The sequence below is a fragment of the Streptomyces sp. HNM0645 genome (assembly GCF_030056615.1).
In the GTDB taxonomy this organism is placed as follows: domain Bacteria; phylum Actinomycetota; class Actinomycetes; order Streptomycetales; family Streptomycetaceae; genus Streptomyces; species Streptomyces marianii.
In genome coordinates this window covers 110767-137440 of sequence record NZ_JASHLT010000018.1, presented here as the reverse complement: position 1 = coordinate 137440, position 26674 = coordinate 110767, and the positions used below count along the sequence as shown (strand labels likewise).

Annotated in this window: 23 protein-coding genes, 3 pseudogenes and 1 riboswitch; of the genes and pseudogenes, 4 read left to right on the top strand and 22 right to left on the bottom strand. The window is 72.5% G+C overall.

The genetic code is table 11. The annotated features are described in order from the left end of the window. Positions 1-32: 32 nt before the first annotated feature. The 12 genes and pseudogenes from QMZ92_RS15600 to ribD form a co-directional block, all read right to left on the bottom strand. Entirely contained in the window at positions 33-1184 is a 1152-nt protein-coding gene (locus QMZ92_RS15600; protein WP_283297979.1) for a hemolysin family protein, read from the bottom strand. Beyond that, on the bottom strand, positions 1181-2521 hold the full coding sequence (locus tag QMZ92_RS15595; protein WP_283297978.1) for a hemolysin family protein: 1341 nt from the start codon (positions 2519-2521) through the stop codon (positions 1181-1183). Before QMZ92_RS15595 ends, QMZ92_RS15600 begins: the two co-directional genes overlap by 4 nt. Before the next feature lie 185 nt (positions 2522-2706). After that, positions 2707-3159, bottom strand: a complete 453-nt coding sequence (locus tag QMZ92_RS15590; protein WP_138056371.1) for a PH domain-containing protein — start codon at positions 3157-3159, stop codon at positions 2707-2709. Positions 3160-3185: 26 nt separating this feature from the next. Continuing rightward, positions 3186-4034 carry an ATP phosphoribosyltransferase gene (gene hisG, locus QMZ92_RS15585; protein WP_283297977.1) on the bottom strand — a complete coding sequence of 283 codons (849 nt, stop codon included), beginning with the start codon at positions 4032-4034 and terminating at the stop codon, positions 3186-3188. A gap of 68 nt (positions 4035-4102) precedes the next feature. After that, positions 4103-4375: a phosphoribosyl-ATP diphosphatase gene (locus QMZ92_RS15580; protein WP_093658196.1), complete on the bottom strand. Its 273-nt coding sequence runs from the start codon at positions 4373-4375 to the stop codon at positions 4103-4105. Positions 4376-4408: 33 nt separating this feature from the next. After that, on the bottom strand, positions 4409-4894 hold the full coding sequence (gene ribH / locus QMZ92_RS15575; protein WP_283297976.1) for a 6,7-dimethyl-8-ribityllumazine synthase: 486 nt from the start codon (positions 4892-4894) through the stop codon (positions 4409-4411). Positions 4895-4933: 39 nt separating this feature from the next. Then, positions 4934-6001: pseudogene (locus QMZ92_RS15570) on the bottom strand (bifunctional 3,4-dihydroxy-2-butanone-4-phosphate synthase/GTP cyclohydrolase II); the annotation flags it as partial. A 14-nt stretch (positions 6002-6015) separates the two neighbouring features. Further along, a pseudogene (locus tag QMZ92_RS15565) lies at positions 6016-6336 on the bottom strand (3,4-dihydroxy-2-butanone-4-phosphate synthase); the annotation flags it as partial. After that, positions 6312-6584: pseudogene (locus QMZ92_RS15560) on the bottom strand (3,4-dihydroxy-2-butanone-4-phosphate synthase); the annotation flags it as partial. The pseudogenes QMZ92_RS15560 and QMZ92_RS15565, both read right to left, overlap by 25 nt. Next, positions 6581-7225 (bottom strand): nicotinamide mononucleotide transporter family protein, encoded by a 645-nt coding sequence (locus QMZ92_RS15555; RefSeq protein WP_283297975.1) that lies wholly within the window; start codon positions 7223-7225, stop codon positions 6581-6583. The pseudogene QMZ92_RS15560 and the gene QMZ92_RS15555, both read right to left, overlap by 4 nt. Continuing rightward, on the bottom strand, positions 7222-7839 hold the full coding sequence (locus QMZ92_RS15550; RefSeq protein WP_283297974.1) for a riboflavin synthase: 618 nt from the start codon (positions 7837-7839) through the stop codon (positions 7222-7224). Before QMZ92_RS15550 ends, QMZ92_RS15555 begins: the two co-directional genes overlap by 4 nt. Positions 7840-7841: 2 nt before the next feature. Continuing rightward, on the bottom strand, positions 7842-8918 hold the full coding sequence (gene ribD, locus QMZ92_RS15545) for a bifunctional diaminohydroxyphosphoribosylaminopyrimidine deaminase/5-amino-6-(5-phosphoribosylamino)uracil reductase RibD (protein ID WP_283297973.1): 1077 nt from the start codon (positions 8916-8918) through the stop codon (positions 7842-7844). 162 nt (positions 8919-9080) lie between these two features. After that, a riboswitch (FMN riboswitch) is annotated at positions 9081-9211 on the bottom strand. A gap of 239 nt (positions 9212-9450) precedes the next feature. Between ribD and QMZ92_RS15540 the strand changes: the two genes are divergently transcribed. Further along, the gene (locus QMZ92_RS15540; RefSeq protein WP_283297972.1) at positions 9451-11811 is read left to right on the top strand and encodes a chitinase C-terminal domain-containing protein; all 2361 of its coding nucleotides are present in this window, start codon (positions 9451-9453) and stop codon (positions 11809-11811) included. A 245-nt stretch (positions 11812-12056) separates the two neighbouring features. On the opposite strand, the gene QMZ92_RS15535 is transcribed toward QMZ92_RS15540, so the two are convergent. After that, on the bottom strand, positions 12057-13223 hold the full coding sequence (locus tag QMZ92_RS15535; protein WP_283297971.1) for an ROK family transcriptional regulator: 1167 nt from the start codon (positions 13221-13223) through the stop codon (positions 12057-12059). Between the two features lie 100 nt (positions 13224-13323). On the opposite strand from QMZ92_RS15535, the gene QMZ92_RS15530 reads away from it, so the two are divergent. Together QMZ92_RS15530 and QMZ92_RS36360 are read left to right on the top strand one after the other, a co-directional pair. After that, the gene (locus QMZ92_RS15530; protein ID WP_283297970.1) at positions 13324-14592 is read left to right on the top strand and encodes an MFS transporter; all 1269 of its coding nucleotides are present in this window, start codon (positions 13324-13326) and stop codon (positions 14590-14592) included. Between the two features lie 112 nt (positions 14593-14704). Then, positions 14705-14857 carry a hypothetical protein gene (locus tag QMZ92_RS36360; RefSeq protein WP_502962060.1) on the top strand — a complete coding sequence of 51 codons (153 nt, stop codon included), beginning with the start codon at positions 14705-14707 and terminating at the stop codon, positions 14855-14857. Here the strand turns inward: QMZ92_RS36360 and QMZ92_RS15520 are convergent. Then, positions 14836-16017 carry a glycoside hydrolase family 6 protein gene (locus tag QMZ92_RS15520; protein ID WP_283297969.1) on the bottom strand — a complete coding sequence of 394 codons (1182 nt, stop codon included), beginning with the start codon at positions 16015-16017 and terminating at the stop codon, positions 14836-14838. The two genes, QMZ92_RS36360 and QMZ92_RS15520, sit on opposite strands and share 22 nt — an antisense overlap. 107 nt (positions 16018-16124) lie before the next feature. Between QMZ92_RS15520 and QMZ92_RS15515 the strand changes: the two genes are divergently transcribed. After that, positions 16125-16829: a DUF5995 family protein gene (locus QMZ92_RS15515; protein ID WP_283297968.1), complete on the top strand. Its 705-nt coding sequence runs from the start codon at positions 16125-16127 to the stop codon at positions 16827-16829. A gap of 271 nt (positions 16830-17100) precedes the next feature. On the opposite strand, the gene QMZ92_RS15510 is transcribed toward QMZ92_RS15515, so the two are convergent. From QMZ92_RS15510 to QMZ92_RS15475, 8 genes are all read right to left on the bottom strand, one after another. After that, positions 17101-17595: a hypothetical protein gene (locus QMZ92_RS15510; RefSeq protein ID WP_283297967.1), complete on the bottom strand. Its 495-nt coding sequence runs from the start codon at positions 17593-17595 to the stop codon at positions 17101-17103. Positions 17596-18033: 438 nt separating this feature from the next. Continuing rightward, on the bottom strand, positions 18034-19728 hold the full coding sequence (locus QMZ92_RS15505) for a flavin monoamine oxidase family protein (RefSeq protein WP_283297966.1): 1695 nt from the start codon (positions 19726-19728) through the stop codon (positions 18034-18036). A 41-nt stretch (positions 19729-19769) separates the two neighbouring features. Then, a complete protein-coding gene (locus tag QMZ92_RS15500; protein WP_283297965.1) occupies positions 19770-20582 on the bottom strand; it encodes a carbon-nitrogen hydrolase family protein in 813 nt (270 codons plus the stop codon). Between the two features lie 247 nt (positions 20583-20829). Beyond that, positions 20830-21285: an Lrp/AsnC family transcriptional regulator gene (locus tag QMZ92_RS15495; protein WP_138056358.1), complete on the bottom strand. Its 456-nt coding sequence runs from the start codon at positions 21283-21285 to the stop codon at positions 20830-20832. A 10-nt stretch (positions 21286-21295) separates the two neighbouring features. Continuing rightward, positions 21296-22768 carry an amino acid transporter gene (locus tag QMZ92_RS15490; RefSeq protein WP_502962059.1) on the bottom strand — a complete coding sequence of 491 codons (1473 nt, stop codon included), beginning with the start codon at positions 22766-22768 and terminating at the stop codon, positions 21296-21298. A 245-nt stretch (positions 22769-23013) separates the two neighbouring features. After that, on the bottom strand, positions 23014-23382 hold the full coding sequence (locus QMZ92_RS15485) for a DUF742 domain-containing protein (RefSeq protein WP_283297963.1): 369 nt from the start codon (positions 23380-23382) through the stop codon (positions 23014-23016). A 4-nt stretch (positions 23383-23386) separates the two neighbouring features. Further along, the gene (locus QMZ92_RS15480; RefSeq protein WP_283297962.1) at positions 23387-23824 is read right to left on the bottom strand and encodes a roadblock/LC7 domain-containing protein; all 438 of its coding nucleotides are present in this window, start codon (positions 23822-23824) and stop codon (positions 23387-23389) included. Next, positions 23817-26540: a sensor histidine kinase gene (locus QMZ92_RS15475; protein WP_283297961.1), complete on the bottom strand. Its 2724-nt coding sequence runs from the start codon at positions 26538-26540 to the stop codon at positions 23817-23819. The genes QMZ92_RS15480 and QMZ92_RS15475 overlap by 8 nt, the downstream gene beginning before the upstream one ends. Positions 26541-26674 lie beyond the last annotated feature (134 nt).

Below are 26674 nucleotides of genomic sequence, written 5' to 3'. Positions count from 1 at the left end.
CCGCGCCTCGCCCCGAAGGGCGGGACACGGCCTCACACCCCGCTCGGGCTCGGCTGCTGGGAGCGCACGTCCTGCTGGTGCGGCGGATCCGTCCGCAGACCGCCTCGCAGGACCGCCGCGTGGGGGCCCCGGACGGACGCGGCGGACGGCACCGGACGGTGGGCCGGGTCGCGCACCTCGCCCACGAGCATCTCGAGGACGTCTTCCAGGGCGACGAGGCCAAGGACACGTCCCGACGCGTCGGCGACCTGGGCCAGATGCGTGGCCGCGCGGCGCATCACGGTGAGCGCGTCGTCGAGCGGCAGTTCCGACCGCAGCGTGGCCATGGGGCGCCAGATGTGCTGTGGGACGGCCCGCTCGTCGTCCTCCAGGTCCAGGACGTCCTTGACGTGGAGGTAACCCATGAACTTCCCGCTGCCCTCGCCGCCTACGGGGAACCGGGAGTAGCCCGTACGGACGGTCAGCTCCTCGATCTGCCTCGGCGTCACCGAGGGCGGCACCGTGACCAGGGAGGACCGGGCGATCAGGACGTCCGTCACGGGGCGGCTGCCCAGTTCCAGGGCGTCCCCGAGACGTTCCTGCTCCTCCGGGTCGAGCAGTCCGGCCTGACCGGCGTCCTCGACCAGCTGGCTCAGCTGGTCGCTGGTGAAGACCGCCTCGACCTCGTCCTTCGGCTCGACCCTGAAAAGCCTCAGCACCAGCCGGGAACAGGCGCCGAGCGCCGCGGTCACCGGCCGGCACAGCCTTGCGAAGCCGACCAGCGCGGGGCTGAGCCAGAGCGCGGTCCTCTCCGGGGCGGCCATCGCCAGGTTCTTCGGCAGCATCTCGCCGACGACGAGGTGCAGGAAGACCACGACGGCGAGGGCGATCACGTAGCCGAGGGGGTGGACCAGCGCCTCGGGCACCCGCAGGGCGTGGAACACCGGCTCCAGCAGGTGCGCCACGGTCGGCTCGGCGACCGCGCCCAGAGTCAGCGAGCAGACGGTGATGCCGAACTGGGCCGCCGCCATCATCTGCGGCAGGTTCTCGAGCCCGTGCAGGACCTGCCGGGCCCGGGAGGAGCCCTGCGCGGCGAGCGGTTCCACCTGGCTGCGGCGCACCGACACGAGCGCGAACTCCGCGCCGACGAAGAAGCCGTTCGCGAGCACCAGGAGCAGCGCGAACAGCAGCTGAAGGACGCTCATCGGGCGGCCTCCGCCATGGCCTGGGCGTCCGCCGTACGGACGAGCCTGACCCGTTCGGCGCGGTAGCGGTCGACCTGGCGGACCGAGAGCCGCCAGCCGGGCAGCTCCGCTCGGTCACCGGGCGCCGGGATCCGGCCGAGGAGGTCGGCGACGAGACCGGCGACGGTCTCGTACGGGCCGTCGGGCACGTCGAGGCCTATCCGCCGCAGGGTGAGGACGCGGCAGCTGCCGTCGGCCTCCCAGGCCGGGCTGCCGTCCTCGGGCGGGGCCGGAGCCAGCTCGGGCCGGCCGTCGGCCTCGGCGTCGTGCTCGTCGCGGACCTCGCCGACGATCTCCTCGACGATGTCCTCCAGGGTGACGACCCCGGCGGTGCCGCCGTACTCGTCGACGACCACGGCGATGGGCTGCTCGCTCCGCAGCCGCCCCAGCAGCTGCCGCACCGGCAGGGTCTCGGGCACGAGCAGTGGGGGCACGGCGATACGGCCGACCGGGGTGCGCAGCCGCTCGTGGGCCGGCACCGCCAGGGCGTTCTTGAGGTGGACCATGCCGACGACCTCGTCGATGCGGTCCCGGTAGACGGGGAACCGGGAGAGCCCGGTGGCCCGGGTCAGATTGAGGACATCCGCCGCGGTCGCGTCGGACTGCAGGGCGCTCATCTTCACCCGCGGGGTCATCACGTGCTGGGCGGTGAGCCCCCCGAGCGACAGGGTCCGGACGAAGAGGTCCGCCGTGTCCTCCTCGAGGGCCCCGGCACGGGCCGAGTGACGGGCGAGGGAGACCAGTTCACCGGGCGTACGGGCGGAGGCCAGCTCCTCGGCGGGCTCCACGCCGAACGCCCGTACGAGACGGTTGGCCACGGCGTTGAGCAGGGCGATCACGGGCCGGAACACCGCCGAGAAGCGGTGCTGCGGGCCGGCCACGAACCGGGCGACCTGCAGCGGCCGCGACACGGCCCAGTTCTTCGGGACGAGCTCGCCGACCACCATCTGGACGGCGGAGGCGAGCAGCATGCCGATCACGACGGCGACGCCGGGGACGGCCCCGCCGGGGATCCCGGCCGCGGCGAGCGGGCCGCCGAGCAGCCGGGCGAGCGCGGGCTCGGCCAGCATGCCGACGACGAGGGAGGTGATGGTGATGCCGAGCTGGGTGCCGGAGAGCTGGAACGACAGCTCGCGCAGGGCCCGGACGACGGTCCCGGCACGGCGGTCGCCCTCGGCGGCGGCCCGTTCGGCGTCCGCGCGCTCGACGGTGACCAGGCCGAACTCGGCGGCCACGAAGAACCCGTTGGCGAGGATGAGCAGGAATGCCGCGAGGAGCAGCAGTAGCGGGATGATCATGCCGCCGCCTCCTGGGAGGGGGCGGCGCAGGTACTACCGGACGATCCGTCCATTGCCGGAGAGGGTCACTCCTCGGGTCGCAGGGGTGCCTCACGGGCCGTGGCCGGCCCACAGGTGTGAGGCGGAGGCGCACTCGGCGCCTCCGGGTCAAGAGTAATCACGAGTCCGCCCCGAGGGGCAGGGGCTCAGCGGTCGTCCGTGCCGGTGCCTCGCGATTCGGCGAGCAGCCGCAGCGCCCGGGCGTCGCGGATGGCGTGGTGGCGGGCGATTCCGGGCTGGATCCCGAGGACCGGGAGGCTGGTGCCGTCACTCAGATCGAGGAACACCCAGGGGTCACCCGGGCGGAGGTTGACACGGAGGATCTCCGCCCAGTCGAGCCTTCGGGTCCGGGTGAGGTTGACGACCGTGACGCCCCGGTCGTCGGCGACGACCTTGGGGCGGCTGAGCAGCGCCAGCACGGCGAAGAACAGCACCGCGGTCAGGACGAAGCTGATCCGCTCCCCCGGACTGAGCTTCTCCAGCGCGACGGCGACCGCGGTGATCACCGCGAACATCACGGTCCCGACGGACAGCAGGACCGCCCGCGTGCGGGTGGGCCGGAAGGTCACCGGGAGCGTGGGCAGCTCCTGTTGGTCCATGTACATGCTCCGTGCCGTCCCGGTCCTCAGAGGCGGCAGGCGTGGATCGCCGTCGTCAGGATCGCGCGGGCACCCAGGTCGTAGAGGTCGTCCATGATCCGCTGCGCCTCCTTGGCCGGGACCATCGCGCGGACGGCGACCCAGCCCTCGTGGTGCAGCGGGGAGACGGTCGGCGACTCCAGGCCCGGAGTGAGCGCGACGGCCTTCTCCAGGTGCTCGACCCGGCAGTCGTAGTCCATCATCACGTAGGAGCGCGCGACCAGGACGCCCTGGAGGCGGCGGAGGAACTGCTGCACCTTGGGGTCGTCGGCCTCGGCGCCCGTACGGCGGATCACGACGGCCTCGGAGGTGAGGATCGGCTCGCCGATGACCCCGAGGCCGGCGTTGCGCAGGCTCGTGCCGGTCTCCACGACGTCGGCGATGACCTGGGCGACTCCCAGCTCGATCGCGGTCTCCACGGCTCCGTCGAGGTGCACGACGGAGGCGTCGATGCCGTTGTCCGCGAGGTGCTTGGCGACGATGCCCTCGTACGAGGTGGCGATCGTCAGACCGCCGAACTCCTCGACGCCGGAGGCCGTTCCGGGCTTGGTGGCGTAGCGGAACGTGGAGCGGGCGAAGCCGAGCTGGAGGATCTCCTCGGCGCTGGCGCCGGAGTCGAGGAGCAGGTCCCGTCCGGTGATGCCGATGTCGAGGCGGCCCGAGCTGACGTAGATCGCGATGTCGCGCGGGCGGAGGTAGAAGAACTCGACCTCGTTCTCGGGGTCGACGAGCACGAGTTCCTTGGAGTCCTTGCGCTGGAGGTAGCCCGCCTCATGGAGCATCTCCCCCGCAGGTCCGGAGAGTGAACCCTTGTTGGGGACGGCGATGCGCAGCATGAGACGGGCTTCCTTCGGGTGCGTAGGTGCTTGCGTGGGGAGTGTTCGGGTGTACGGGACGAGTGTGCTCAGAGATGGGCGTAGACGTCGTCGAGGCTGATCCCTCGCGCGACCATCATCACCTGGACGTGGTACAGCAGCTGCGAGATCTCCTCGGCGGCGGCTTCCTTGCCCTCGTACTCGGCGGCCATCCACACCTCGGCGGCCTCCTCGACGACCTTCTTGCCGATGGCATGGACGCCCTTGTCCACCAGCTCGGCGGTGCGGGAGGTCGCGGGGTCGCCGTTGGCGGCCTTGTGCTGGAGCTCGGCGAAGAGCTCCTCGAACGTCTTCTTGGACATGGTGGTCCCACCCTACGCGGAAGTGGACCCTCCTCAGCGCCAGGGTTCGGATACTGAACGCAGCGTCGCCGCGGTGGCCACCGCGGCGGTGACCGCCTCGTGCCCCTTGTCCTCGCTCGAGCCCTCCAGGCCGGCCCGGTCGAGCGCCTGCTCCTCGGTGTCGCAGGTGAGCACGCCGAAGCCGACGGGGACGCCGGTGTCGACGGTGACCTGGGTCAGGCCCTGGGTGACGCCCTGGCACACGTAGTCGAAGTGGGGCGTGCCGCCCCGGATGACGACCCCGAGCGCCACGACGGCGTCGTAGCCCCGGCCGGCCAGCACCTTGGCGACGACGGGGAGCTCGAAGCTGCCGGGGACCCGCAGCAGGGTCGGCTCGTCGATGCCCAGCTCGTGCAGGGCGCGCAGGGCACCGTCGACGAGTCCGTCCATGATCTTCTCGTGCCACTGGGCCGCGATGACGGCCACGCGGAGGTCTCCGCAGTTGCGTACGGACAGTTCGGGTGCGCCCTTGCCGCTCACGTGTCTCCTCGTTCCTGTTCCTACTGGTTGCCGCAGGTCTTACTGGTTGCCGCAGGTCGACGCCGTCACGGTGTCGAGCCAGGGCAGGTCGTGCCCCATGCGGTCTCGCTTGGTGCGCAGGTACCGCAGGTTGTGCTCGCCCGCCTGCACGGGCATGGCCACCCGGTCGACGACCTTCAGTCCGTGCCGGAGCAGGGCGTTGGTCTTGTCGGGGTTGTTGGTCATCAGCCGGAGGCTGCGTACCCCGAGGTCGTCCAGGATCCGCGCGCCGGCGTCGTAGTCGCGGGCGTCGGCGGGCAGCCCGAGCTCGAGGTTGGCGTCCAGCGTGTCGCGGCCTTGTTCCTGCAGCTCGTACGCGCGGAGCTTGGAGAGCAGTCCGATGCCCCGGCCCTCGTGGCCGCGGAGGTAGACCACCACGCCCCGGCCCTGCTCGGTGATGCGCTCCATGGACTCCCGCAGCTGCGGGCCGCAGTCGCAGCGCAGCGAGTGGAAGATGTCGCCGGTCAGGCACTCGGAGTGGATCCGGACCAGGACGTCCTCACCGTCGCCGATGTCGCCGTGGACGAGCGCGATGTGCTCGACGCCGTCCACGGTGGAGCGGTAGCCGTAGGCCGTGAACGCGCCGTGCGCGGTGGGCAGGTCGACCTCGGCCTCGCGGCGGACGGTCGGCTCCGCGCTGCGACGGTAGGCGATCAGGTCCTCGATCGAGATGATCGTGAGTCCGTGCTTGCGGGCGAAGGGCACCAGTTCGGGCAGCCGCAGCATCACCCCGTCCTCGCCGGCGATCTCGACGATCGCCCCGGCGGGGCGCAGCCCCGCGAGCCGGGCGAGGTCCACCGCGGCCTCGGTGTGGCCCGGGCGCACCAGGACACCGCCCGGCCGGGCGCGCAGCGGGAAGACGTGGCCGGGGCGGACGAAGTCGGCCGCGTCCGCCGTGCCGCCCGCCAGCAGCCGCAGGGTGGTGGCGCGGTCGGCGGCCGAGATGCCCGTGGTCACCCCGTGCGCGGGCCCGGCGTCGACGGAGACGGTGAACGCCGTGCTCATCGACTCGGTGTTGTGCGCCACCATCTGGGGCAGCTCGAGCCGCTCCAGCTCCTCGCTCTCCATNCGGCGGCCGAGATGCCCGTGGTCACCCCGTGCGCGGGCCCGGCGTCGACGGAGACGGTGAACGCCGTGCTCATCGACTCGGTGTTGTGCGCCACCATCTGGGGCAGCTCGAGCCGCTCCAGCTCCTCGCTCTCCATGGGCGCGCAGATCAGTCCGCGACACTCGCTCATCATGAACGCGACGATCTCCGGGGTGGCCTTCTCGGCGGCGATGACGAGGTCGCCCTCGTTCTCGCGGTCCTCGTCGTCGACGACCACGACGGGCCGACCGGCGGCGATGTCGCGAATGGCCCGCTCGACCGGGTCGAGNTGGGCGCGCAGATCAGTCCGCGACACTCGCTCATCATGAACGCGACGATCTCCGGGGTGGCCTTCTCGGCGGCGATGACGAGGTCGCCCTCGTTCTCGCGGTCCTCGTCGTCGACGACCACGACGGGCCGACCGGCGGCGATGTCGCGAATGGCCCGCTCGACCGGGTCGAGGCGGAGATCGTCCTCGGTGCCGTCGGCCGGGAACCAGTGCGACGGGGCGACGGGGCCCCCCGCGTCCGGCAGGGCGGTGGTGGGGGACGGGCGGACGCTCATGCTGCCGCTCCTTCCAGAGCAGTGGTCGTACGGGACCGGAGCCACCAGTCGCGCATGCCCCACAGGACGAGCGCGCCGTAGATGACGTAGACGAAACCGGAGAAGGCGTAGCCGTTGGCGAAGTTCAGCGGCACGCCGACGAGATCGACGAGGAGCCAGGCGAACCAGAACTCGACCATGCCGCGGGCCTGGGCGTACATGGCGACGAGCGTGCCGACGAAGATGTAGGCGTCCGGCCAGGGGTCCCACGACAGCGTGGGGTAGGCCGTGAAGAGCAGGGCGACGGCGACGGTTCCGAGGGCGGCCACGGCGAGCATGAGTCCGCGCTCGGGCCAGGTGGCGAAGCGGACGGCGATGGAGCCGTCCTGGGCCTGTCCCCGGCCCCGGGTCCACTGCCACCAGCCCCAGCCGGCCACGGCCATCACGACCACCTGCTTGCCGGCGCTGCCGGTCAGATGGGGGGCGAACGCGGCGAAGAGGATGAGGCCGGACAGGAACTGGGCGGGCCAGGTCCATATGGAGCGGCGCCAGCCGAGCGCGAGGGCGATCAGCCCGATCACGTTGCCGGTCATGTCGGACCACTTGATGTGCTGGCCGAAGGCGGTGAACGCCTCGGAGTTCAGCCAGTCGACAGCGCTCACTCGGCGGTCCCCCCCGCACGGTCGGAGCGGTCGCCGAGCATCCGCTCGACGTACTTGGCGACGACGTCGACCTCGAGGTTGACCGGGTCGCCGGGCTGCTTGGTGCCGAGCGTGGTCAGCGCGAGGGTGGTGGGGATCAGGCTGACGGTGAAGTGGTCCCGGCCGGCGTCGACGACGGTGAGGCTGACGCCGTCGACCGTGATGGAGCCCTTCTCCACGACGTAGCGGGAGAGCCCGGCCGGGAGGGAGACCTTGACGATCTCCCAGTGCTCGGACGGGGTGCGCTCGACGACCGCGCCCGTGCCGTCGACGTGCCCCTGGACGATGTGCCCGCCGAAGCGCCCGTCGGCGGCCATGGGCCGCTCCAGGTTGACCCGGGAGCCGGCGTCGAGCGTGCCGAGGCCGGAGCGCTTCAGCGTCTCGGCCATCACATCGGCGGTGAACTCGCCGCCGGCGGCCTCCACGACGGTGAGGCAGACGCCGTTGACGGCGATGGAGTCGCCGTGCTTGGCCCCCTCGGTGACGACGGGTCCGCGCACTCGGAAGCGGGAGGCGTCGCCGAGGTCCTCCACGGCGGTGACCTCGCCCAGCTCTTCGACGATTCCGGTGAACACTGTCAGGCTCCCTTGGGGATGGTCGCGGTGATGCGCAGGTCGGGGCCGAGACGCACGGTCTCGGCCACGTCGAGCCGCAACGCTTCGGTGATGGTGGTGATTCCGGCGCCCGCGAGGGCCGCGGGGCCGTCGCCGAGGAGTACGGGCGCGAGGTAGCCGACGACTCGGTCGACGCTGCCCGCGGCGACGAAGGATCCGGCGAGCGTGGGGCCGCCCTCGAGGAGCACGGAGCGGACGCCGCGCGCGTACAGCGCCTCGAGGAGGGCGGGGACGGACAGGCCGCGGCCGTCCCGGGGCAGCCGCAGCACGCCGGGGAGGGCGGTCTCGGCGTCCTCGGCGACGGCGACGAGGGTGGGTGCGGCGGCGTCGAGGACCCGGGCGCCCGGCCTCACGGCCCGGGCCTCGGTGTCGAGCACGACCCTCAGCGGCTGGGTGGCCCCGTCGATGCCGCGGACCGCGAGTTGCGGGTCGTCGGCCCGGGCCGTGCCCGAGCCGACGACCACGGCGTCGGCTTCGGCGCGCAGCCTGTGGACGTCGGCACGGGACTCGGCCGAGCTGATCCAGCGGCTGGTCCCGTCTGCGGCGGCGATCCGGCCGTCGAGGGTGGCGGCGTACTTCCACACGACGTAGGGGCGGCGCAGCCGCACCGCGGTGAGCCAGGCGGTGTTGCCCGCCTCCGCCTCCTCCTCGAGAAGGCCCTGCTCGACCTGGACGCCGGCCGCGCGCAGGGTGTCGGCCCCTCCGGTGGCCTGAGGATTCGGGTCGGCGACCGCGTACACGACACGGGCGATCCCGGCCTCGACCAGGGCCTGGGCACAGGGGCCGGTGCGGCCGGTGTGGTTGCAGGGCTCGAGGGTGACGTACGCCGTGCCGCCGCGGGCGTGCCCGCCCGCTTCCCGGAGGGCGTGGATCTCCGCGTGGGGGCCGCCGGCGCGCTGGTGGAAGCCCTCGCCGACCCGGCGTCCGGACATGTCGGTGACGACGCACCCGACGACCGGGTTGGGGCTGGTGGAGCCGAGACCGCGGGCGGCGAGCACAACGGCTCGGCGCATGGCGTGCGTGTCGGCTGCGGTGGCCACCGGGTCCTCCTGCCTCTTCGGGCACGGACTCCGGGGCTGTCGATGTCGACAGAGAAGCGGCGCGGCACCTCGGGAAACGCCGGCGTCAACGGTCCCGACCGTCCTCGGAGTGTCCTCGAGGACGATCAGCCGCTACGGCCGGCGGACCGCCAGGGCCGCCCGCCGCGCACTGCCTCCCATCCGGACTTTCACCGTCGGTCCAGGAATTTCACCTGGTCAACCGGCCGCTGGCTGCGGACGGGTCGCGGACTGTAACCGCCGGTTCGGAATTGCACCGACCCCGGAGTGCGCTGCTGCTGATACAGGCCCAGTGTGCCACGAGCACCGGCGGGCCATGGGAGTGACTCCCTGTGTGCTGGCTCACAGGAGCCCACCGACCCGGGATGGTCCAGACCTATTGACGCACTGGTCTAGTCCTCTTAATCTCTGCGTCACCTCCGCGGAGAAGCCCCCCGGTGTGCGCACACCAGGGCCAACACCACCCATCCCACCGCCAGTCGTGTGATCCCCACCCTCCCCAGGAGCCCCCACCGTGCTCACTCCCACCCGTGCGAGAGCCACGCTGCTCGCAGCCGGCGCGGTCGCCGCCGGACTGCTGCTCGGCTCGCTCACCGGCGGCGTCTCCCACGCCGCCGACGACCACGAGTCCTGCCGGCCCGACGGACTCCACCGCACCCCCGGCGTCGCGGTGCCCTACTGCACCGTCTACGACGCCGAAGGCCGCGAGCGGATGGGCGCCGACCACCAGCGCCGCGTCATCGGCTACTTCACCGGCTGGCGTACCGGGAAGAACGGCGAGCCGGCCTATCTCGCCTCCGACATCCCGTGGGACAAGATCACCCACGTCAACTACGCGTTCGGGCACGTCGACGGCGACAACAGGCTGTCCGTCGGCGCGGACGTACCGGACAACCCCGCGACCGGAACGACCTGGCCGGGCATCGCGGGTGCGGAAATGGACCCTGCTTTCCCGTACAAGGGGCATTTCAATCTGCTCGGGAAATTCAAGAAGCAGCACCCGGACGTCAAGACGCTGATCTCCGTCGGCGGCTGGGCCGAGACCGGCGGCTATTTCGCCGCCGACGGCAGCAGGGTGGACTCCGGCGGCTTCTACGCGATGGCGACGAACACCGACGGATCGGTGAACCAGGCCGGGATCGACACCTTCGCCGAATCGGCGGTCGCCTTCGTGAAGAAGTACGGGTTCAACGGCGTCGACATCGACTACGAGTACCCGACGTCGATGAAGGACGCGGGGAACCCGCTGGACCACACCGTGTCCAACCCGCGCCGCGCCGGCCTCGTCAAGGGCTACGCCGCACTGATGAGGACCCTGCGCGAGAAGCTGGACCGGGCGGGCGCCGCGGACGGGAAGCACTATCTCCTCACGGTGGCGGCGCCGTCGTCCGGATATCTGCTCCGGGGAATGGAGACGTTCCAGGTCCAGAAGTACCTGGACTACGTCAACATCATGTCCTACGACCTGCACGGCGCCTGGAACGAGTACGTCGGCCCGAACGCCTCGCTGTTCGACGATGGCAAGGACGGCGAACTCGCGGCGGCCGGAGTCTATTCGACGTCCCAGTACGGCGGAATCGGTTATCTCAACACCGACTGGGCCTATCACTACTTCCGCGGCTCGATGCCGCCCGGCCGGATCAACATCGGCCTCCCCTATTACACCCGCGGATTCAAGAACGTCCAGGGCGGGACGGACGGATTGTGGGGACGGGCGCCCTCGACGACCTGCCCGGCCGGCTCGGGACTGACCAGGTGCGGTGACGGCGCGGTCGGGATCGACAACCTCTGGCACGACAAGGACACCGCGGGCAGGGAGTCGCCGGCCGGCTCCAACCCGATGTGGCACGCCAAGAACCTGGAGCTCGGCGTCGTCGGCGACTACGTCACGCGGTACGGCTTCCCCGCCGGCACGACACTGACCGGGACGTACGTCCGCAGGTACGACGCCCTGCTCGTGGCGCCCTGGCTGTGGAACGCCGAGAAGAAGGTCTTCCTCTCCACCGAGGACGAGCAGTCGGTGGGCGCCAAGGCCGACTACGTGGTGGACCGCGGTATCGGCGGGACGATGGTCTGGGAACTGGCCGGCGACTACGGCTGGAACGCGGCGAAGGGCCAGTACGAGACCGGCGACACGCTCACCACGGCCATGTACGAGAAGTTCAGGACCGCCCCGCCCTACGGCGCCCGGCGGGCGGCCGGCCCGATGCCCGCCGAAGCGGTCGACGTGGAGGTGGAGTTCGGGCAATTCCCGCTCGGCGACTCCAACTACCCGATCAGCCCCAAGCTCAGGATCACCAACCGTACGACGGCGACGCTGCCGGGCGGCACGGAGTTCCGGTTCGACTACGGCACATCCGCTCCGGGCAACGCCAAGGACCAGTCCGGCTTCGGCACGACCGTCGTGCGGAGCGACCACACGGGCACCAACGCGGGCGGGCTGAAGGGCGATCACCACCGCGTCTCCCTCAAGCTGCCGGGCTGGCAGACCCTCGCGCCGGGCGCGTCCGTGGAGATCGACTTCGTCTACTACCTACCGGTGTCCACTCCGTCGAACTGGACGGTGACCTTCGGCGGGAAGACCTACGCACTGGCGGACGATCTCGCACGGGGCGCCACCGTCGTCGACCCCGGCACGGGAACGTCCGGCGGAGGGTCCGACACGGGCGGGACGACGGGCGGGGCCGCTGGTGGAACTTCGGGCGGGGGCGGCGGGCAGTGCACGGCGCCCCCGTGGAACGCGACGGCCGAGTACGGCGGCGGCACGACCGTCTCCCACGACTCCCGTACCTGGAAGGCGAAGTGGTGGACGAAGGGCGAGGAGCCCGGCACCACCGGCGAATGGGGGGTGTGGCAGGACCTCGGGGCCTGCTGACGCGTAAGGGGTGCGGCACCTCGGGACCTGCCGCACCCCGCGTGAGGAACGCCCGGCGGCGGTTCCCGGCCCTTGCCGCCGCCGGGTCCGCAGGCCTCTTGGGCCCGCCTCGCCTTCCGGCGCCCCCCTCTCGACGGTCCGCGGTCTGCGCGGGCCGCCCAGCCGTGACATCTGACGTGCACCCGGCGGCCGGCACGTACACCACCGGGGCAAGGCGCAACGGACGCCCGCGGCAAGGCGAACCCTCAGGGCGCCGGCGCGAAGAGCTCCGCCTGGGCCGCGTCCCGGGCCGCGAGCAGGGCGCCCCGCAGCACGGCCTCACCGCCCAGCTCCGCCGGCCGGACGCCGGTGCGCAGCGGCGACAGGTCCGCCAGGCGCGCCTCCACCCGTCCGGCGAGGGCCGCACCGCCGGCGTACCCGATCTCCCCGCCGAGGACCACGCAGCCGGGGTCGAGCACGGCGGCGACCGCGGCGGCCCCCACCGCGAGCCGCCCGGCGAGCGCGTCGAGGAAGGCGTCGCCCCGCCCGCCGGGGCATTTCCCCGCCGCCGCGGCCCGTACCGCCTCCTCGGCTCCCGCGTCGATGCCGTGGTGCACGGCGAGTTCCCGGACGGCGGCCGCGCCGGCCAGCGCGTGGAAACCGGCGTCGCAGCCCGTCGCGGACGGAAGTCCGCCGGTACCGGGCACCGGCAGGAAGCCGATCTCCCCCGCACCGCCCGACGCACCCCGCCGCAGCGCACCGCCGAGGACGACGGCCGCGCCGACTCCCTGGCCGAGCCAGAGCAGCACGAAGTCGTCCAGGCCGCGGGCGGACCCGAGGCGCTGTTCGGCGACGGCGGCGAGGTTGGTCTCGTTCTCCACGAGCACGGTCGCCGGGAGCCGTTGCTGGAGGGCGGCGACGAGTCTGCGATGCCAGGCGGGCAGCTTGGTGGAGTTCCGCAGCTCCCCCGTGACCGGGTCGATCAGCCCCGGCGCGCCGATGCCGACGCTGTGCAGACGTCGGACACCGGCCTCGTGGGCCGTGCTCTCCAGCAGGGCCACGGCCCGCTCGACGGCCGGTTCCGTGCCCGTGTCGCTGCCGATGGGCAGCGTCGCCTCGGCCAGTGTGGCGCCCACCAGGTCGGCGACCACGACGGAGAGGCCCTGGGTGCGGACGTCGAGGGCCGCGAGATGGGCGCGGTCGGCGACGATCCCGTACAGCCGGGCGTTGGGCCCGCGGCGCTGCTCGCCGGCCTCTCCCACGACCCGGATCAGCCCCGACACCTGGAGCCGTTCCACCAGGTCCGCGACGGAGGGCCGGGAGAGTCCGGTGAGCGTCTTCAGCTGGCCCGCCGTCAACGGGCCCTCCTGCTGCAGCAGTCGCAGCGCGAGCCGGTCGTTGATGGCCCGGGCGGTGCTCGGGGATGCGGGCATGCCGGAATCCTTCCAGATGCTGCCTCACTGCCGGGTATTTATCAGGCAGGGTTCCTGATAGTTTACGCGCAGACCGCGATTCCCGGGGAGGACGGCGCCGATGCCGACAGAGGTGGCTGCCTACGCCTACGACATGCGACGGCTGACCAGGGCGCGCTACGCCGTGGCCGCCGTGTTCTGTGTGCACGGTGCCGTGACGGGCAGCTTCGCCACCCGCATCCCGTGGATCCAGGACCACGCGGGCGTCAGCGCGGGACAACTGGGCCTCGCACTCGCCTTCCCCGCCATCGGCGCGTCCCTCGCGATGCCGCTCGCGGGCGCCGTCAGCCATCGCTACGGGGCACGCACCGCGCTGCGCGGGCTGCTCGCGCTCTGGACGCTGTCCCTGGCCCTCCCGGCACTGTCCCCCCACGTGTACGCCCTGTGCGCCACGCTGTTCGTGTACGGCGCCGCCGCGGGGATGTCCGACGTCGCCATGAACGCCCTGGGGGTCGAGGTCGAGAACCGTCTCGACCGCTCGATCATGTCCGGGCTGCACGGCATGTGGAGCGTGGGCGCACTCCTCGGCTCCGCCGCGGGTACGGTGGCCGCGCATCTCGGCAGCGACGCACGGCTCCATCATCTGCTCGCGTCCGCCGTCCTGACCGTGGTCGGTCTGCTGGCCTGTCAGGGTGTGCTCGACCTGCGCGGCTCCGCCGACGAGGAGCCGCCCCCTCGGTTCGCGCTGCCGCCGAAGGCCGCGGTGGTCATCGGCGCGATCGGGTTCTGCGGGGTGTTCGCCGAGGGCGCGAGCCTGGACTGGTCGGCGGTGTACCTGAGGGACGTGCTGGGCACCTCGGCCGGGCTCGCCGCCGCGTCCACGACGGCGTTCGCCCTGACCATGGCGGTGGCGCGGCTGGCCGGCGACCGGGTCGTGGACCGGTTCGGCCCGGTCCGCACGGTCCGCGTCGGCGGCGTACTCGCGACCGCCGGAGGCGTGCTGGTGGTTCTGGCGCCCCATCCGGCGGCCGCGATGGCCGGGTTCGGCTGCATCGGGCTCGGTATCGCCGTGGTGGTACCGCTGGCGTTCGCGGCGGCGGGGCGCAGCGGGACGAACCCGAGCCAGTCGATCGCGGGGGTGGCGACGATCACGTACACGTCCGGCCTGATCGCTCCCTCGGCGATCGGCGGGATCGCCGATCTGACCTCGCTGGTCGCGTCGTTCGGGCTGGTGACGGTGCTCGCCTTCGGGCTGGTGCTGGGGGCGGGAGTGCTGCGGGGCAGTGCCCGGGGACCGGCGCCCGCCGCGCCGGGGGCGTCCGGCGCTCGGACTCCCGCTCCGGCACCGGATCTCCGGGCGCGGCGCGGGGGTGCACCGCCGTCGGCGTGAGGGCCGCCACCCGGGTGCACTCGACGGCCGCCTGCCGGGCCGCCACGTGCCTCGCGCTCCCGTTCGGGCTCTGCCCGAAGGCCGCGGCGGTCGTCGCCGCGATCCGGGCGGCGTGCCCGGCGGCACCGTCGCCGTCATCACCGGCCACCACGTGCTGCGCGCCTTCGCCGCCGCGCGCATGAAGCCGCAGGAACCGCCGCCGGACGCGGGCACCTCCACGTACGACGAGGGTGACGGCGGCGGTCAGCCGGTCGCCAGGTCGTAGGCGTAGTCCGGGGCGAAGGTGCCCGCCGCGCCCCGGCACCCGTCCGACTCCCCGGGCAGCTTCACCCACAGATAGGCGTCGATGCGGGCCTTCCCCGTCCCGGTGGTCGGGGTCCGGCCGAGGGCGCGGCCGGCGGGATCGCACCAGGCGCCCCGTTCCGGCGCGCCGTTGCCGTTGCGGCTGGTGTCGATGACGGCGCCCAGGCCCGGGGGTCCGCCGAGGGAGTCCAGCACCCGGCGTGCGTACCGCGCCTCCTCGTCGGTGCCGTGGAAGTTGGAGACATTGGTGAAGATGCCGTCGCCGCTGGTGGCGGCGCCCGCGGCACGCAGCTCGGCGGCCTGCTTCGCGGCCGGGTGCCAGCCGGAGTGGCCCGCGTCGAAGTACACCCTCGCCCGGGGGTTGGCGGCCTTCAGGGTGCGCGCCGCCCGGGCGAGCGAGGCGTAGCGGGCCGCCCGGCGGTCGTCCGCGAGGCAGTCGGCGAGGGCGATGGAGTCCGGTTCCAGGACGACGATGACCGGTCCGTCGCCGAGGCCGCCGGCGAACTGCCGTATCCAGGCGTCGTACGCGGCGAGATCGGGCGCGCCGCCCCGGGACGCGCCGCCGCAGTCCCGGTCCGGGATCGCGTAGGGCACCAGCACCGGCACGCGGCCCGAAGCGGCCGCACCCGAGGTCACCGCGCGCACCCGGCCCGCGATCCGGCCGGGGTCGTGCTCGGGGAACCAGACTGCGGCGGGGTGCGCGGCGATACGCGACTCGATCAGCGGCCTGCGGGGATCGTCACGGTGCTCCCGCACCCAGTCCAGCACCTGGGACTGCGGATGGCGGTAGAGCCGGCCGGCGGCCGCGGGCGTCCCGGCGCCGCCGGCCGGGCGGCTCTTCGGGGACGAGGTGGCGGACACGGCCGGGGGCGAGGGCGCCGGGGGCGCCTCGGGTGCGGACGGCGTGCGGCTCGGGCGTGCGGGCAGCGGTATCGTCAGGGGCGAACTCCTCGCCTCGGGCCGTGCCGTACCCTCCTCGCCGCCACGGCCCGCGGTGGACATCAGTCCGGCGACGGTGCCCAGGGCCACCACCGCGGAGGCCGCCGCGGCCATGACGCCCCGGCCGGCCGCGAGGCGCCGGTCCTGCCGTTCCGCCCGGCGCCGATCGGGTACGCCTGACATGTGCTGTGCTCCCTCCCCAGGCCGCCGCGGCCGTGACGTTCCCCCGTTCCGGGGACGCCTGCGGCCGGGCGGCGCGTGTCCGAGCCTAAGGCTGGGACGCTGCCCCCATGGCGAAGATCGCACAGTACGCGGCCGACGGCGGAGCGGGCCGAGCCCCGGTCGGCACGGTGCTGGACCGGATGCGCGCGTTCCGCTCCGACTGGCCCGCGGGCGACGGGATCGCGGTCTTCAACCGCGTCTACCTGACCGTCACGGAACAACTCGGCCGGTGCATCGACAACGGCGGGTTCCCCGACCGCGAGTCCGCAGTCACGCTGCAGGTCCTCTTCGCCGAGCGCTATCTGTCGGCCGCGGACACGGTCGCCGCGGGCGGCCGGGCGCCCGCCTGCTGGCGGCCGTTGTTCCAGTTCCGGCGTCATCCCGGCGTACGCCCGCTGCAGTTCGCGCTGGCCGGGATCAATGCGCACATCGGACACGACCTCGCGCTGGCCGTGGTGGACACCTGCCGTACGCTCGGCTGCCGACCCCCGGACCTGGAAGCCGACTTCGACCGCGTGGGCGACATCCTCACGATGCTGGAGGAGCGCATCCGCGAGGATCTGATGCCCGGTCCGGATCTGCTGGAGATCGCCGATCCCCTCACCCACCTCCTCAGCTCATGGAGCCTGGAGCGGGCCCGTGACGGCGCCTGGTCGGCGGCGCGGCTGCTGTGGGGGCTTCGGGAACTTCCCTCTCTGGCCGACGAGTTCGCCGAACGGCTGGACGCCGGGGTCGGCCTGGTCGGGCGCTGCCTGCTCACCCCGCTGCGCTGACGGCACGGCCCCGGCCGAAAGGGCAGGCCGCGAAGTCACGGGCTGCGGTCGACGGCAATGGGGCCTGTGCTCTGACCAGCACTGCCGGGCGCCGGGTGCGGGCGCTCACGGCGCACCATGACGCACGGTCGCCTCGTAGCGGACGGCAAGCCTGTCGTACGTCGGTGCCACGGCGCGGTGACGCTTGCGGCGTTCGATGACGCAAGCGGCCGGTCCTCCCCGGGTACCACTCTCGCCGGAACAGCCGAAGCCGTCACCGGCCGACGGCAACTCACCGTCCAGAGCGCACGCGGGACCACGACCGCCATGAGGCCCGCACTTCGCTCAGCGCCGGCGCGCGAAGCATCCCGTAGAACCCGGCGGCGCTCGCGATCCCACCCCCGACGATTCCCAGGATGTGCAGGTGAGCCTCTGATGACATGTCCTCGACGGTATACACGCCGGTGAGCACACTGCGAACCCTGAGTTGGTCCCCGGGGCGCGCTTCCGCGGGTTCCGTCTCGGCATGTCTGTCGGTGATCCGGCCGTCCGCCGAGACAAAGGTCCCCCGGCAGTAGGTGGTGTCGCCTCCTCTCGCGGCTGGACGCGTGTCACAGGCCGTCACGGTGATGCTGCCCTGCACACCGATGAGGCCGACGGCAGCTCCACCCCCGGAGATTCCCAGCGCGGTCCACAGGAATCCGACACCTGCGAGCACTGCAAAGAACGCAGTGGCGAGAGCGCGGGAGGCCCAGTGCCGGTATCGCCTCGCCCGGGGTTCGGTCATACCGTGTCCTGTCTGCGATGGGGGAATCCGGGGAAGCGGTGGGAGGAACCAGCCCGAAGAGGCTGGAACCGGAAGATCGGGGCAGGCCTTCAGTGCCACTCCGCCGTGGCGGCGAACGCGCCGATGAAGCATCGTTGCATCGATCACCGCGGAAGCACACTGCCAGGACCGGGCAGCAGTCGGCAGTGCGACTCGGCGTCTCCCGGCAGCGGCAGCGTCTCGTACCGTCGCATGCCGCCTGTCGGCGGCAAACCCGGGCCCGAACACGGGCGGCCTGCGCGGGACCCACCGCGCCGGACCCGGCGCACACGGGGCCGCCGCCGGCCGGGGTGTCCGGCCGGCGGCGGCTGGGTGACCTCCCGGGTCCGGCCGGATCGCGGTCGGCGGCGGGGGTTCGTTCACGCCGGGACCCGCGGCGTGCGGGTCCCGGGAGGGGCGTCAGTCCTCGGGGAGTTCCACCGGGGCGATCTCGTCGAAGACATCACCCGGGCCCGGGTTGGTGGCATCGGTGGCACCACCGAGGTGGTGCATCACGCCCCACACGGCGTTGAGCGCCGTCTGCACCGCGCCCTCGGCCCAGCCGGCCGTCCACGAGATGTCGTCGCCGGCGAGGAAGATGCCGCGCTTGTCGTCGGGCAGCCGGTCCTGCATGAAGTGGGTGAACAGCCGCCGCTGGTAGCGGTAGTGACCCGGCAGGTTGGCCTTGAACGCGCCCATGAAGTAGGGCTCGTTCTCCCAGGACACGGTCACCGGGTTGCCGATGATGTGCTTGCGGATGTCGACCTTCGGGTAGATCTCGCCGAGCGACTTGAGCATGACCTCCATGCGCTCGTTCGCGGACAGCGGCAGCCACTTGAGGCTGTCGTCGCACCACGTGTACGAGAGGCAGATGACGGCGGGCTTGTCCGGGCCGTCGTCCAGCAGGTAGGTGCCGCGCGTCATCCGGTCGGTGAGCGTCATCGACATGACGTCACGGCCGGTCTGCTCGTCCTTGTCCAGCCAGAACGGCCGGTCCACCGGGACGAACAGCTTGGACGACTCCATGTAGTGCGTGCGCTCCATCGCCGTCCAGTGGTCGATGGGGAACAGCGAGTCGTCGCAGGCGATCTTGGAGAGCAGCATCCAGGACTGCGCGGTGAAGATGGCCGCCCGGTAGGTGCGGATGTCGCCGGAGGCGTCCGTGACGGTGATGCGGTTGCCCGCGGTGCGGTGCAGCCGGGTCACGGCGGGCCGGGGCTCCCCGTCCACGTGCAGCGTGGCGAGCGAGGTGCCGTACGCCCAGTGCGTGATCTTCTCCGGCGCACGCTCCCAGAGCCGCAGCGGCAGCTGCTGGGAGCCGCCGACGATGCCGCGGTGGTGGTCGTCGGCCTCGGTGTAGACGACGCGGAGGATCTCCAGGATGGAGTTGGGGAAGTCGGTGTCCCAGCCGCCGGTGCCGAACCCGACCTGGCCGAAGATCTCGCGGTGCCGGAAGGACCTGAAGGCCTCGGAGTCGCAGAGGAAGCCGTAGAAGGTCTGGTTGTCGAGCTTCTCGACGAGCTCCGCCCAGATCTCGCGGATCCGCGGGACGTCGCGCTCGCGCATGGCGCGGTTCATGTCGGAGAAGTCCGCGCCCTCCTCCAGGCAGGCGTTCCACGCCTGCGCCACGTCGCGGTACACCTGCGGCAGGTCGTCGATGGTCTCGGCGTAGTGCGACTCGCCCTTGAGGTCGACGACGGTGGAGGGGGTGGCTTCGGCGAGCGGGTTGGGGAAGGCCCTGGTCTCCAGCCCCACCAGGTCGATGTAGTGCTGCAGCGCCGTCGAGGACGGCGGGAAGCGCATGGCGCCCATCTCGGCGGTGAGCGACGGGTCGCAGCCCTCGAAGCCCACCGTGCGCAGCCGGCCGCCGATCCGGTCCGCCTCGTAGACGACCGGCTTGAGGCCCATCTTCATCAGCTCGTACGCGGCGACGATGCCGGAGAGACCACCGCCGATGACCGCGATCTCGGTGCCGTGCTCGGTCGCGGGTATCTGGCCCAGGCCCGCCGGGTTCGCGAGGAAGTCGTCGTAGGCGTACGGGAAGTCCGGCCCGAACATGGTGATGGGCGGCTGCGCGTCGGTGTGCGGGACGGCGGTGGGCACCGTGGACGTCATGGGGTGTTGCTCCTGGTGTGGCGGGGGCGGGGCGGGATGTCTCAGCGGGCGAGCGGCCCGTACAGGCCGGGCCGGCGGTCGCGCAGATACGGGTTGTCGGCGCGGGAGGCGGCCAGCAGGGCCGGGTCGGCGTCGCCGACCACCAGGTCCTCCCCGTGGCCGGCGCGGGCCCGGACGATGCCGTCGGGGCCCGCGAGGCAGCTCAGCCCGGCGAAGTCGAAGTCGCCCTCGGGGCCGGTGCGGTTGGCGTACGCGACGTACATCTGGCTCTCGAAGGCACGGACCGGGAGCAGCTTCTCGGCGACGAACCGGAAGGGGTTCATCAGCGCCGTCGGCACCACCAGCAGGTCCGTGCCCGCCAGGGCGTGGGCGCGCACGTTCTCCGGGAACTCGACGTCGTAGCAGATCAGCAGGCCGATGCGAAGGCCGTCGAGCTCGGCCTGGACGACCGTCTCGTCGCCCGGCGCGAACCACTGCTTCTCGAAGCAGCCGAAGAGATGGGTCTTGCGGTAGTTCGCGAGGCGGGCGCCGTCGGGACCGATCAGCTGCGTCGCGTTGTACACCGTCTCCGCCTCGGGCCCGGTGCCGCGCTCCGGGTAGCCGTAGACGACGGCGATCCCGTGCCGGGCGGCGGTCGCGGCGACGGCCCCGGCGGCGGCGCCGTCGGCCGTCTCGGCGAGGCGGTGCACGTCGGCGCCGATCGCGTAGCCGGTGAGGAACATCTCCGGGGCGACGAGGAGGCCGGCCCCGGCGGCGGCGGCGCGGGCCGCGTGGGTGTCGAGGATCTCGAGGTTCTTCGCGACGTCGCCGGGGGTCCCGGAGCTCTGGAGCAGGGCGGTGCGCAGCGGCGGCATGGACCTACCTCGGAAGGAGTGGGGAGGGTGTCGGGGAGACGTCAAAAACGGTACGTTCCGGCCAACCGCCGGGACAAGGCGAGACCGTTGCGTTCCGAGTGTCGATCCGTTGCGTGAATCCGGCGAGGGCCGGTGATCCGTTGCGCCTCGGGCGTCGGCACCCCCGACGGCTTCCGGTGGGACCGGAGGGGCCCGCGCGGTACCGGTGGGACCGCCTCCCCCACCGCGGGCTCGGGCCGCCGCGGACTCAGGCGGGTGCCCCCGAGGAGAACCGCCTGAGCAGGGGGGACAGCACGAGGACCGACTTGGTCCGCTCGACGAACGGTTCGCCGGCGATCCGCTCCAGGACGCGCTCGAAGTGCCGCATGTCGGAGGCGAAGACCTGGACGATCGCGTCCGCCTCACCGGTGACGGTGGAGGCGGACGCGACTTCCGGGTACCGCTCGAGGCCGCGCTTGATGGTCTCGGGCGAGGTGTTGCTGCGTGCGTGGATCTCGATGAAGCCCTCGGTCTCCCAGCCCATCGCGGCCGGGTCGACGCGGACCGTGAAGCCGGTGATGACTCCCTCCGCCCGGAGCCTGTCCACGCGCCGCTTCACGGCGGGCGCGGACAGGCCGACGAGCGAACCGATGTCGGCGTAGGAACGGCGGGCGTCCTCGGCGAGGGCGTGGACGATGCGTTCGTCGAGATCGTTCAGTCGCACAGGGGGTGGATCACTTCTCTGCTGTTGCCAACCGGGAGCGGCGAAGGCCGTACAGGAAGTAGAACACGAGCCCGGCGGCCATCCAGCCACCGAACCACACCCAGGTGATGCCGGGAAGGCTGAGCATCATGTAGGCGCAGAAGCCGAATCCGAGGATCGGGGTGACCGGGAAGAGCATCACCTTGAAGGTGCGGTTCATGTCGGGGCGCTTCCAGCGCAGGATGATCACGGCGACGTTGACCAGCCCGAAGGCGAAGAGCGTGCCGATGCTGGTGGCGTTGGCCAGCTCACCGAGCGGTATGAAGGCCGCCAGGACGCCGCAGAACAGCGAGACGATCAGTGTGTTGGCGCGCGGGGCACCGGTCTTCTCGTTCACCCTGGCGAAGACCTTGGGCACCAGGCCGTCGCGGGACATCGCGAACAGGATCCGGGTCTGGCCGTACAGCACGGCGAAGACGACGCTGGCGATCGCGACGACGGCGCCGGCGGCGAGCACCACACCCCAGAAGCTCTGGCCCGTGACGTCCTTCATGATCTGCGCGAGTGCCGCCTCGGTGCCCTCGAAGTCCTGCCACGGCATGGCGCCGACGGCGACCAGGGCGACGAGGCAGTAGAGCACGGTGACGATCAGCAGCGACAGCATGATCGCGCGGGGGAGGTCCCTCTTCGGGTTCTTCGCCTCCTCACCGGCGGTGGAGGCGGCGTCGAAGCCGATGTACGAGAAGAACAGCGTGGCCGCGGCGGCGCTGATGCCGGTGACGCCGAGCGGGGCGAGCGGGGTGTAGTTGCCGGCCTTGATGCCCATGAAGCCGATGCCGATGAAGAGCAGCAGCGTCACGATCTTGATGACGACCATGACCGTGTTGACGCGGGCGCTCTCCTTGGCGCCGCCCATCAGGAAGACCATGGCGAGCAGCACGACGACGAGGGCGGGGAGGTTGATGAACCCGCCCTCGCCGATCGGCGCGGACACGGCGTCCGGGATCGTCACCCCGATCGTGCCGTCGAGCAGCTCGTTCAGGTACTCGCCCCAGCCGACGGCGACGGCCGCGACGGAGACGCCGTACTCCAGCACCAGGCACCAGCCGCACACCCAGGCGATCAGCTCGCCCATGGTGGCGTACGAGTACGAGTAGGACGAGCCGGAGACCGGCACGGCGCCGGCGAGCTCGGCGTAGGACAGGGCCGAGAACAGGGCGGTCAGGCCGGCTACCACGAAGGAGATCGCGACGGCCGGGCCGGCGAGCGGGGTGGCCTCGCCGAGGACGACGAAGATACCGGTGCCGAGGGTGGCACCGATGCTGATCATGGTCAGCTGCCACATGGTGAGCGAGCGGCGGAGCGTGCCGCCTTCGCCCTGGCCGCCCTCGGAGACGAGCTGCTCGACGGGCTTGCGCCGCATCAGACGGCTGCCGAGGCCCTGGGCGGGGCCACCGGGATCCCTCTGGGGGGTCATGGTGGGCGCTGCGCCGTGGTCCAACACTGGGGAGGCTCCTTATCGCTGCCTATCGGTGAGGCGGCGACCGCGGCGGCCCGGCGCGGGCATGGCTGAGGGCAGCCCGGAGCGCGGGGGATCGCCGAGCAGACGGTCCCCGCCACTCCACGTACAGGCAGGACCCTACGAGGTTGACGTTCCCGACCGTAATGCATGAGCTTTGCGCACCCGCGCAAGATCGTTGCGTACTGGGGGCGACGACGGGAGAACATTGCACAGCCGCGCAAAGGTGTTCACATCTCGCGCAGCCGGTCGGCTATTTCCCTCAGCAGGAACGGATCGTGGGCACCCCGCGCGGCGGGCGGCTCGGCGATCCGCACCAGACCCGCCTCCACCAGGTCCACGAGCAGGACCCGGACGACCGTGAGCGGCATGTCGGCGTCCGCCGCGACCTCGGCGACGGGCCGCGGCGCACGGCGCACCAACTCCAGCAGCGCACTGCGGGCATGGTCGAGTCGTGGCTCGGGCTTGTCCCAGTCCACGGCCCTGACCTGCGACATCAGATCGATGTGGTGCTCCGCGACGGGACGGGTCCGGCCACGGGTGACGGTGTACGGCCGCACCATCGACCCGGTCTCGTCCTCGTACCAGTGATCGTTCACGGGACTACGCGTCGGGGGCCTCGGCGGTCGAGCGCGCGGGGACGGTCATGTGCCTGCCGACGCGCTTCACCAGGAGCGCCATCTCGTGGGCGAGCTGCCCGACGTCGGTCTCGGCGTCGCTGAGCACGGCGAGACGGCTCCCGTCGCCCGCCGGGGTGATGAAGAGGTAGGCGTCGTCGAGCATGACCATCGTCTGACGGACCTTCCCGGCCGCGAATCGGGAACCCGCCTCCTTGGCGAGGCTGTGGAAGCCGGCGCACACGGCGGACAGGTGCTCGATGTCGCGCTGCGGCATGCCCCGGGAGGCGGAGGTGACCAGGCCGTCCGCGGTGAGCAGCACGGCCTGCCGGACGTGGTCGGTCCTCGCGAGCAAGTCGTCGAGGAGCCAGCCGAGGCCACCGGCGGCGGTCCCTCCGGACTCTCTGTCGTACGGCTCAGCCATCGTCGTGCGTCCCTTCGTCGTTCGTGGTTCCCGGCCCGTCGGGCGGGCCGCCCTGTGCTTCGCTCCCGCGGGGCCGACTCCTCCGTCCGCGGTCGAGCCCTCGCTGGAAGGCCCCGAAGATGGCCCGCATCTCCTCGGCGCTGACCTCCCTCTCCGGCCTTCCGGGCCCGTCGTGCCGTGTTCCGCCGGGTCCCTCGCGCAGCGGGCCGGCGAGGGACGCCTGCCGGATCCTGGTGGGCAGCGTCCGAGGCGCCGGATCATCCTGCGCGGGCGCTTCGCCCGCGGCCCGGGCTCCGGAGACGGCCGCGGTGCGTGGCGGGGCCGCGTCGCTGCCCCGCCCGACGTCCGGACGCGGCGCCGGGCCGGCGGGGGGCCGCTCCGCCCCGGGGGCGGTCTGCGTCTCCGCCGTCAGGGGGCGGGAGCGCCGGCGGGCGGGCAGCGGACGCGGCGGGCCACCGGGTCGGACGTCTGCCTCCTCGGTACCGGGGCCGGGCCGGGGACCCCCGCCCGTACCGTCGGCGGCGTGACCGGCTCCTGTCTCCGGACCGCCGCCGGGCCGGACACCCGCGACCTCGCCGTCGGACCGCGGGCCGGTGGTGCCTTCCCCTGCGGAAGGCGCGGCGCCGCCGCGCCCTGCCGCCGGCCCGTCCGGGGTCGGCACGGCGCCCGTGGGAAGGACGTGGAGCACGGCGTCCGCGGAAGCCGGCGCGTGCTCGGGCGGGAAGGTCCCGGCCCCGTACGCCGCCACCGCGCCCGCCTCCGCATGCTCCCGCCCCGGTGCGGAGGAGGGGAGCGGGAGCGAGTCCGGTGCCGGCTCCGGCCGAGGCTCCCGCTCCGCCGGGGTGGTGATCGTGTTCGGCAGCAGCACCACCGCGGTGGTGCCCCCGTACGGAGAGCGCGTGAGGGTGACGGTGATGCCGTGCCGGGCGGCGAGACGGCCCACGACGTACAGCCCGAGGCGTTCGTCCTGGACCGGGTCGAAGTCGCCCGGCCGCGACAGGGTGCGGTGGGCCTGGGCGAGCTCGTCGCCGTCCATGCCGAGGCCGCGGTCGTCGATCTCCAGCACGAAGCCGTTGCGGGCCTCGCCCGTACGCATCGTCACCTGGGTGTGCGGCGGCGAGAAGGCCGTGGCGTTCTCGACCAGTTCCGCGACGAGGTGCACCACGTCCGCCACGGCGTCCGCCACGACGCCCACCGCCGGCATCGGGGGCACCACGACCCGCGTGTAGTCCTCGATCTCGCCGACGGCGGCCGCGACCACGTCCACGAGGGGCACCGGCTTGCGCCAACGCCGTCCGGGCGCCGCTCCCGAGAGGATGATCAGGCCTTCCGCGTGGCGCCGCATCCGGGTCGTCAGATGGTCGATGCGGAACAGGTCCTCGAGCGTGTCGGGGTCCGTCGTCCGGCGCTCCAGGGTGTCGACGAGCTTCGCCTGCCGGTGGACCAGCGCCTGGTTCCGCCGTGCGATGTTCAGCAGCACGGCGAAGACGCCGCGCCGCAGCGTCGCCTGCTTCACCGCCGCCTCGACGGCCGCCCGGCGCGCCGCGTTGAGGGCCGTGCCCACCTGCGCGATCTCGTCGGGCTCCCCGTCCCCGTCGGCGAAGTCGAGCGGCGGCGCCGCCGCGGCCGGGTCGACGTCCTCGCCCGCACCGAGTCGCTCCATCACCTCGGGCAGCCGTCGGGTGGCGAGGACGTCCGCCGCGTCCCGCAGCTCCTCCAGCCGCCGGGCGATCCGGCGGCCGGCGCTCACCGAGAGCCAGACGGAGAGCCCGACAGCCACCAGCCCCGTGAGGCCGACGACGGCAGCCTTGACCATCTCGCGGTAGGCGAAGGCACGCCCGCGTTCGGCCGCGTTCAGGGCCGACTCGGTGCACAGCAGCATGTACCGCTTCACGGCGCGGTCCGTCGTCGTCCGCCACGAGGCGTCCGCCATGGCCTGGCCCGCGTTCGCCGCACCCGCCCGGAGCAGCGCGTCCTCCCCCGAGGTCAGTGCCCGGTACTCGGGGCCCCGCTGGAAGTCCGTGAAGAGCTTCCGGGAGTCGGCCGGCAGATCGGGCACGTAGGTGCGGTGGAAGACCCGGCGGTCCTCGATGGCGGCGGTGAGCATGTCGTACTGGCTGTCGGTGAGGATGCCGGCGGCCCGTGCCCCGGCGACGAGCGCGTCCTCGCGGGAGACGAACTCGCGTACCCGTACGAGTTCCACCACGACCTGCGCCTCGCGTGCGAGCTGTCCGGCCTGCAGCGCGGTGAGCTGGGACTGGATGTCGAAGGTCGGCTCGACGATCACCGTGTAGGCGTCGACCGCCTCGCTCCAGGAGAGCCTGCGGTCGACCACCTCCTCCCGCAGCGTGTCGAGGCGTGCGGCGGCCCGGACCATCGCGTCCAGCGACGCCCGCTGCCGGCCGGAGAGGTCCTCGCGGCGTTCCGGGTCCCCGACGGCGTCGAGCATCGCCGCCACCGCCCGGTCGGTCGAACGCTGCTGGGCCAGCAGGGCGGCGGCGTCGGCCGCCCCGGCGTTCCGCTGCCCGGCGCCCAGATAGGCCGCGGCGAGCCGGCGCTCGATCTGGATCTGTCCGACCGCCGTGTCGACGGGGGTGCCGAACGTCTCGTACACGCTCTGGAGCCGGACCAGCGCTCGCAGATCGCCCGTCACGGACACCATGGCGAAACTCCACAACGCCAGCAGGGCCACGGCGGGCACGACGGTGAGAGCCACGATCCGGCCACGGACCGTGGAAGGGCGCAATCGCCGGCGCATGGGCTCCCCTGAACGTTCGGGACATACGACCAGCGGGTTACCGCCGGGTAGGGGCAGAAGCTACGCGATCGGTCACGGGCCGCGCAATGCTC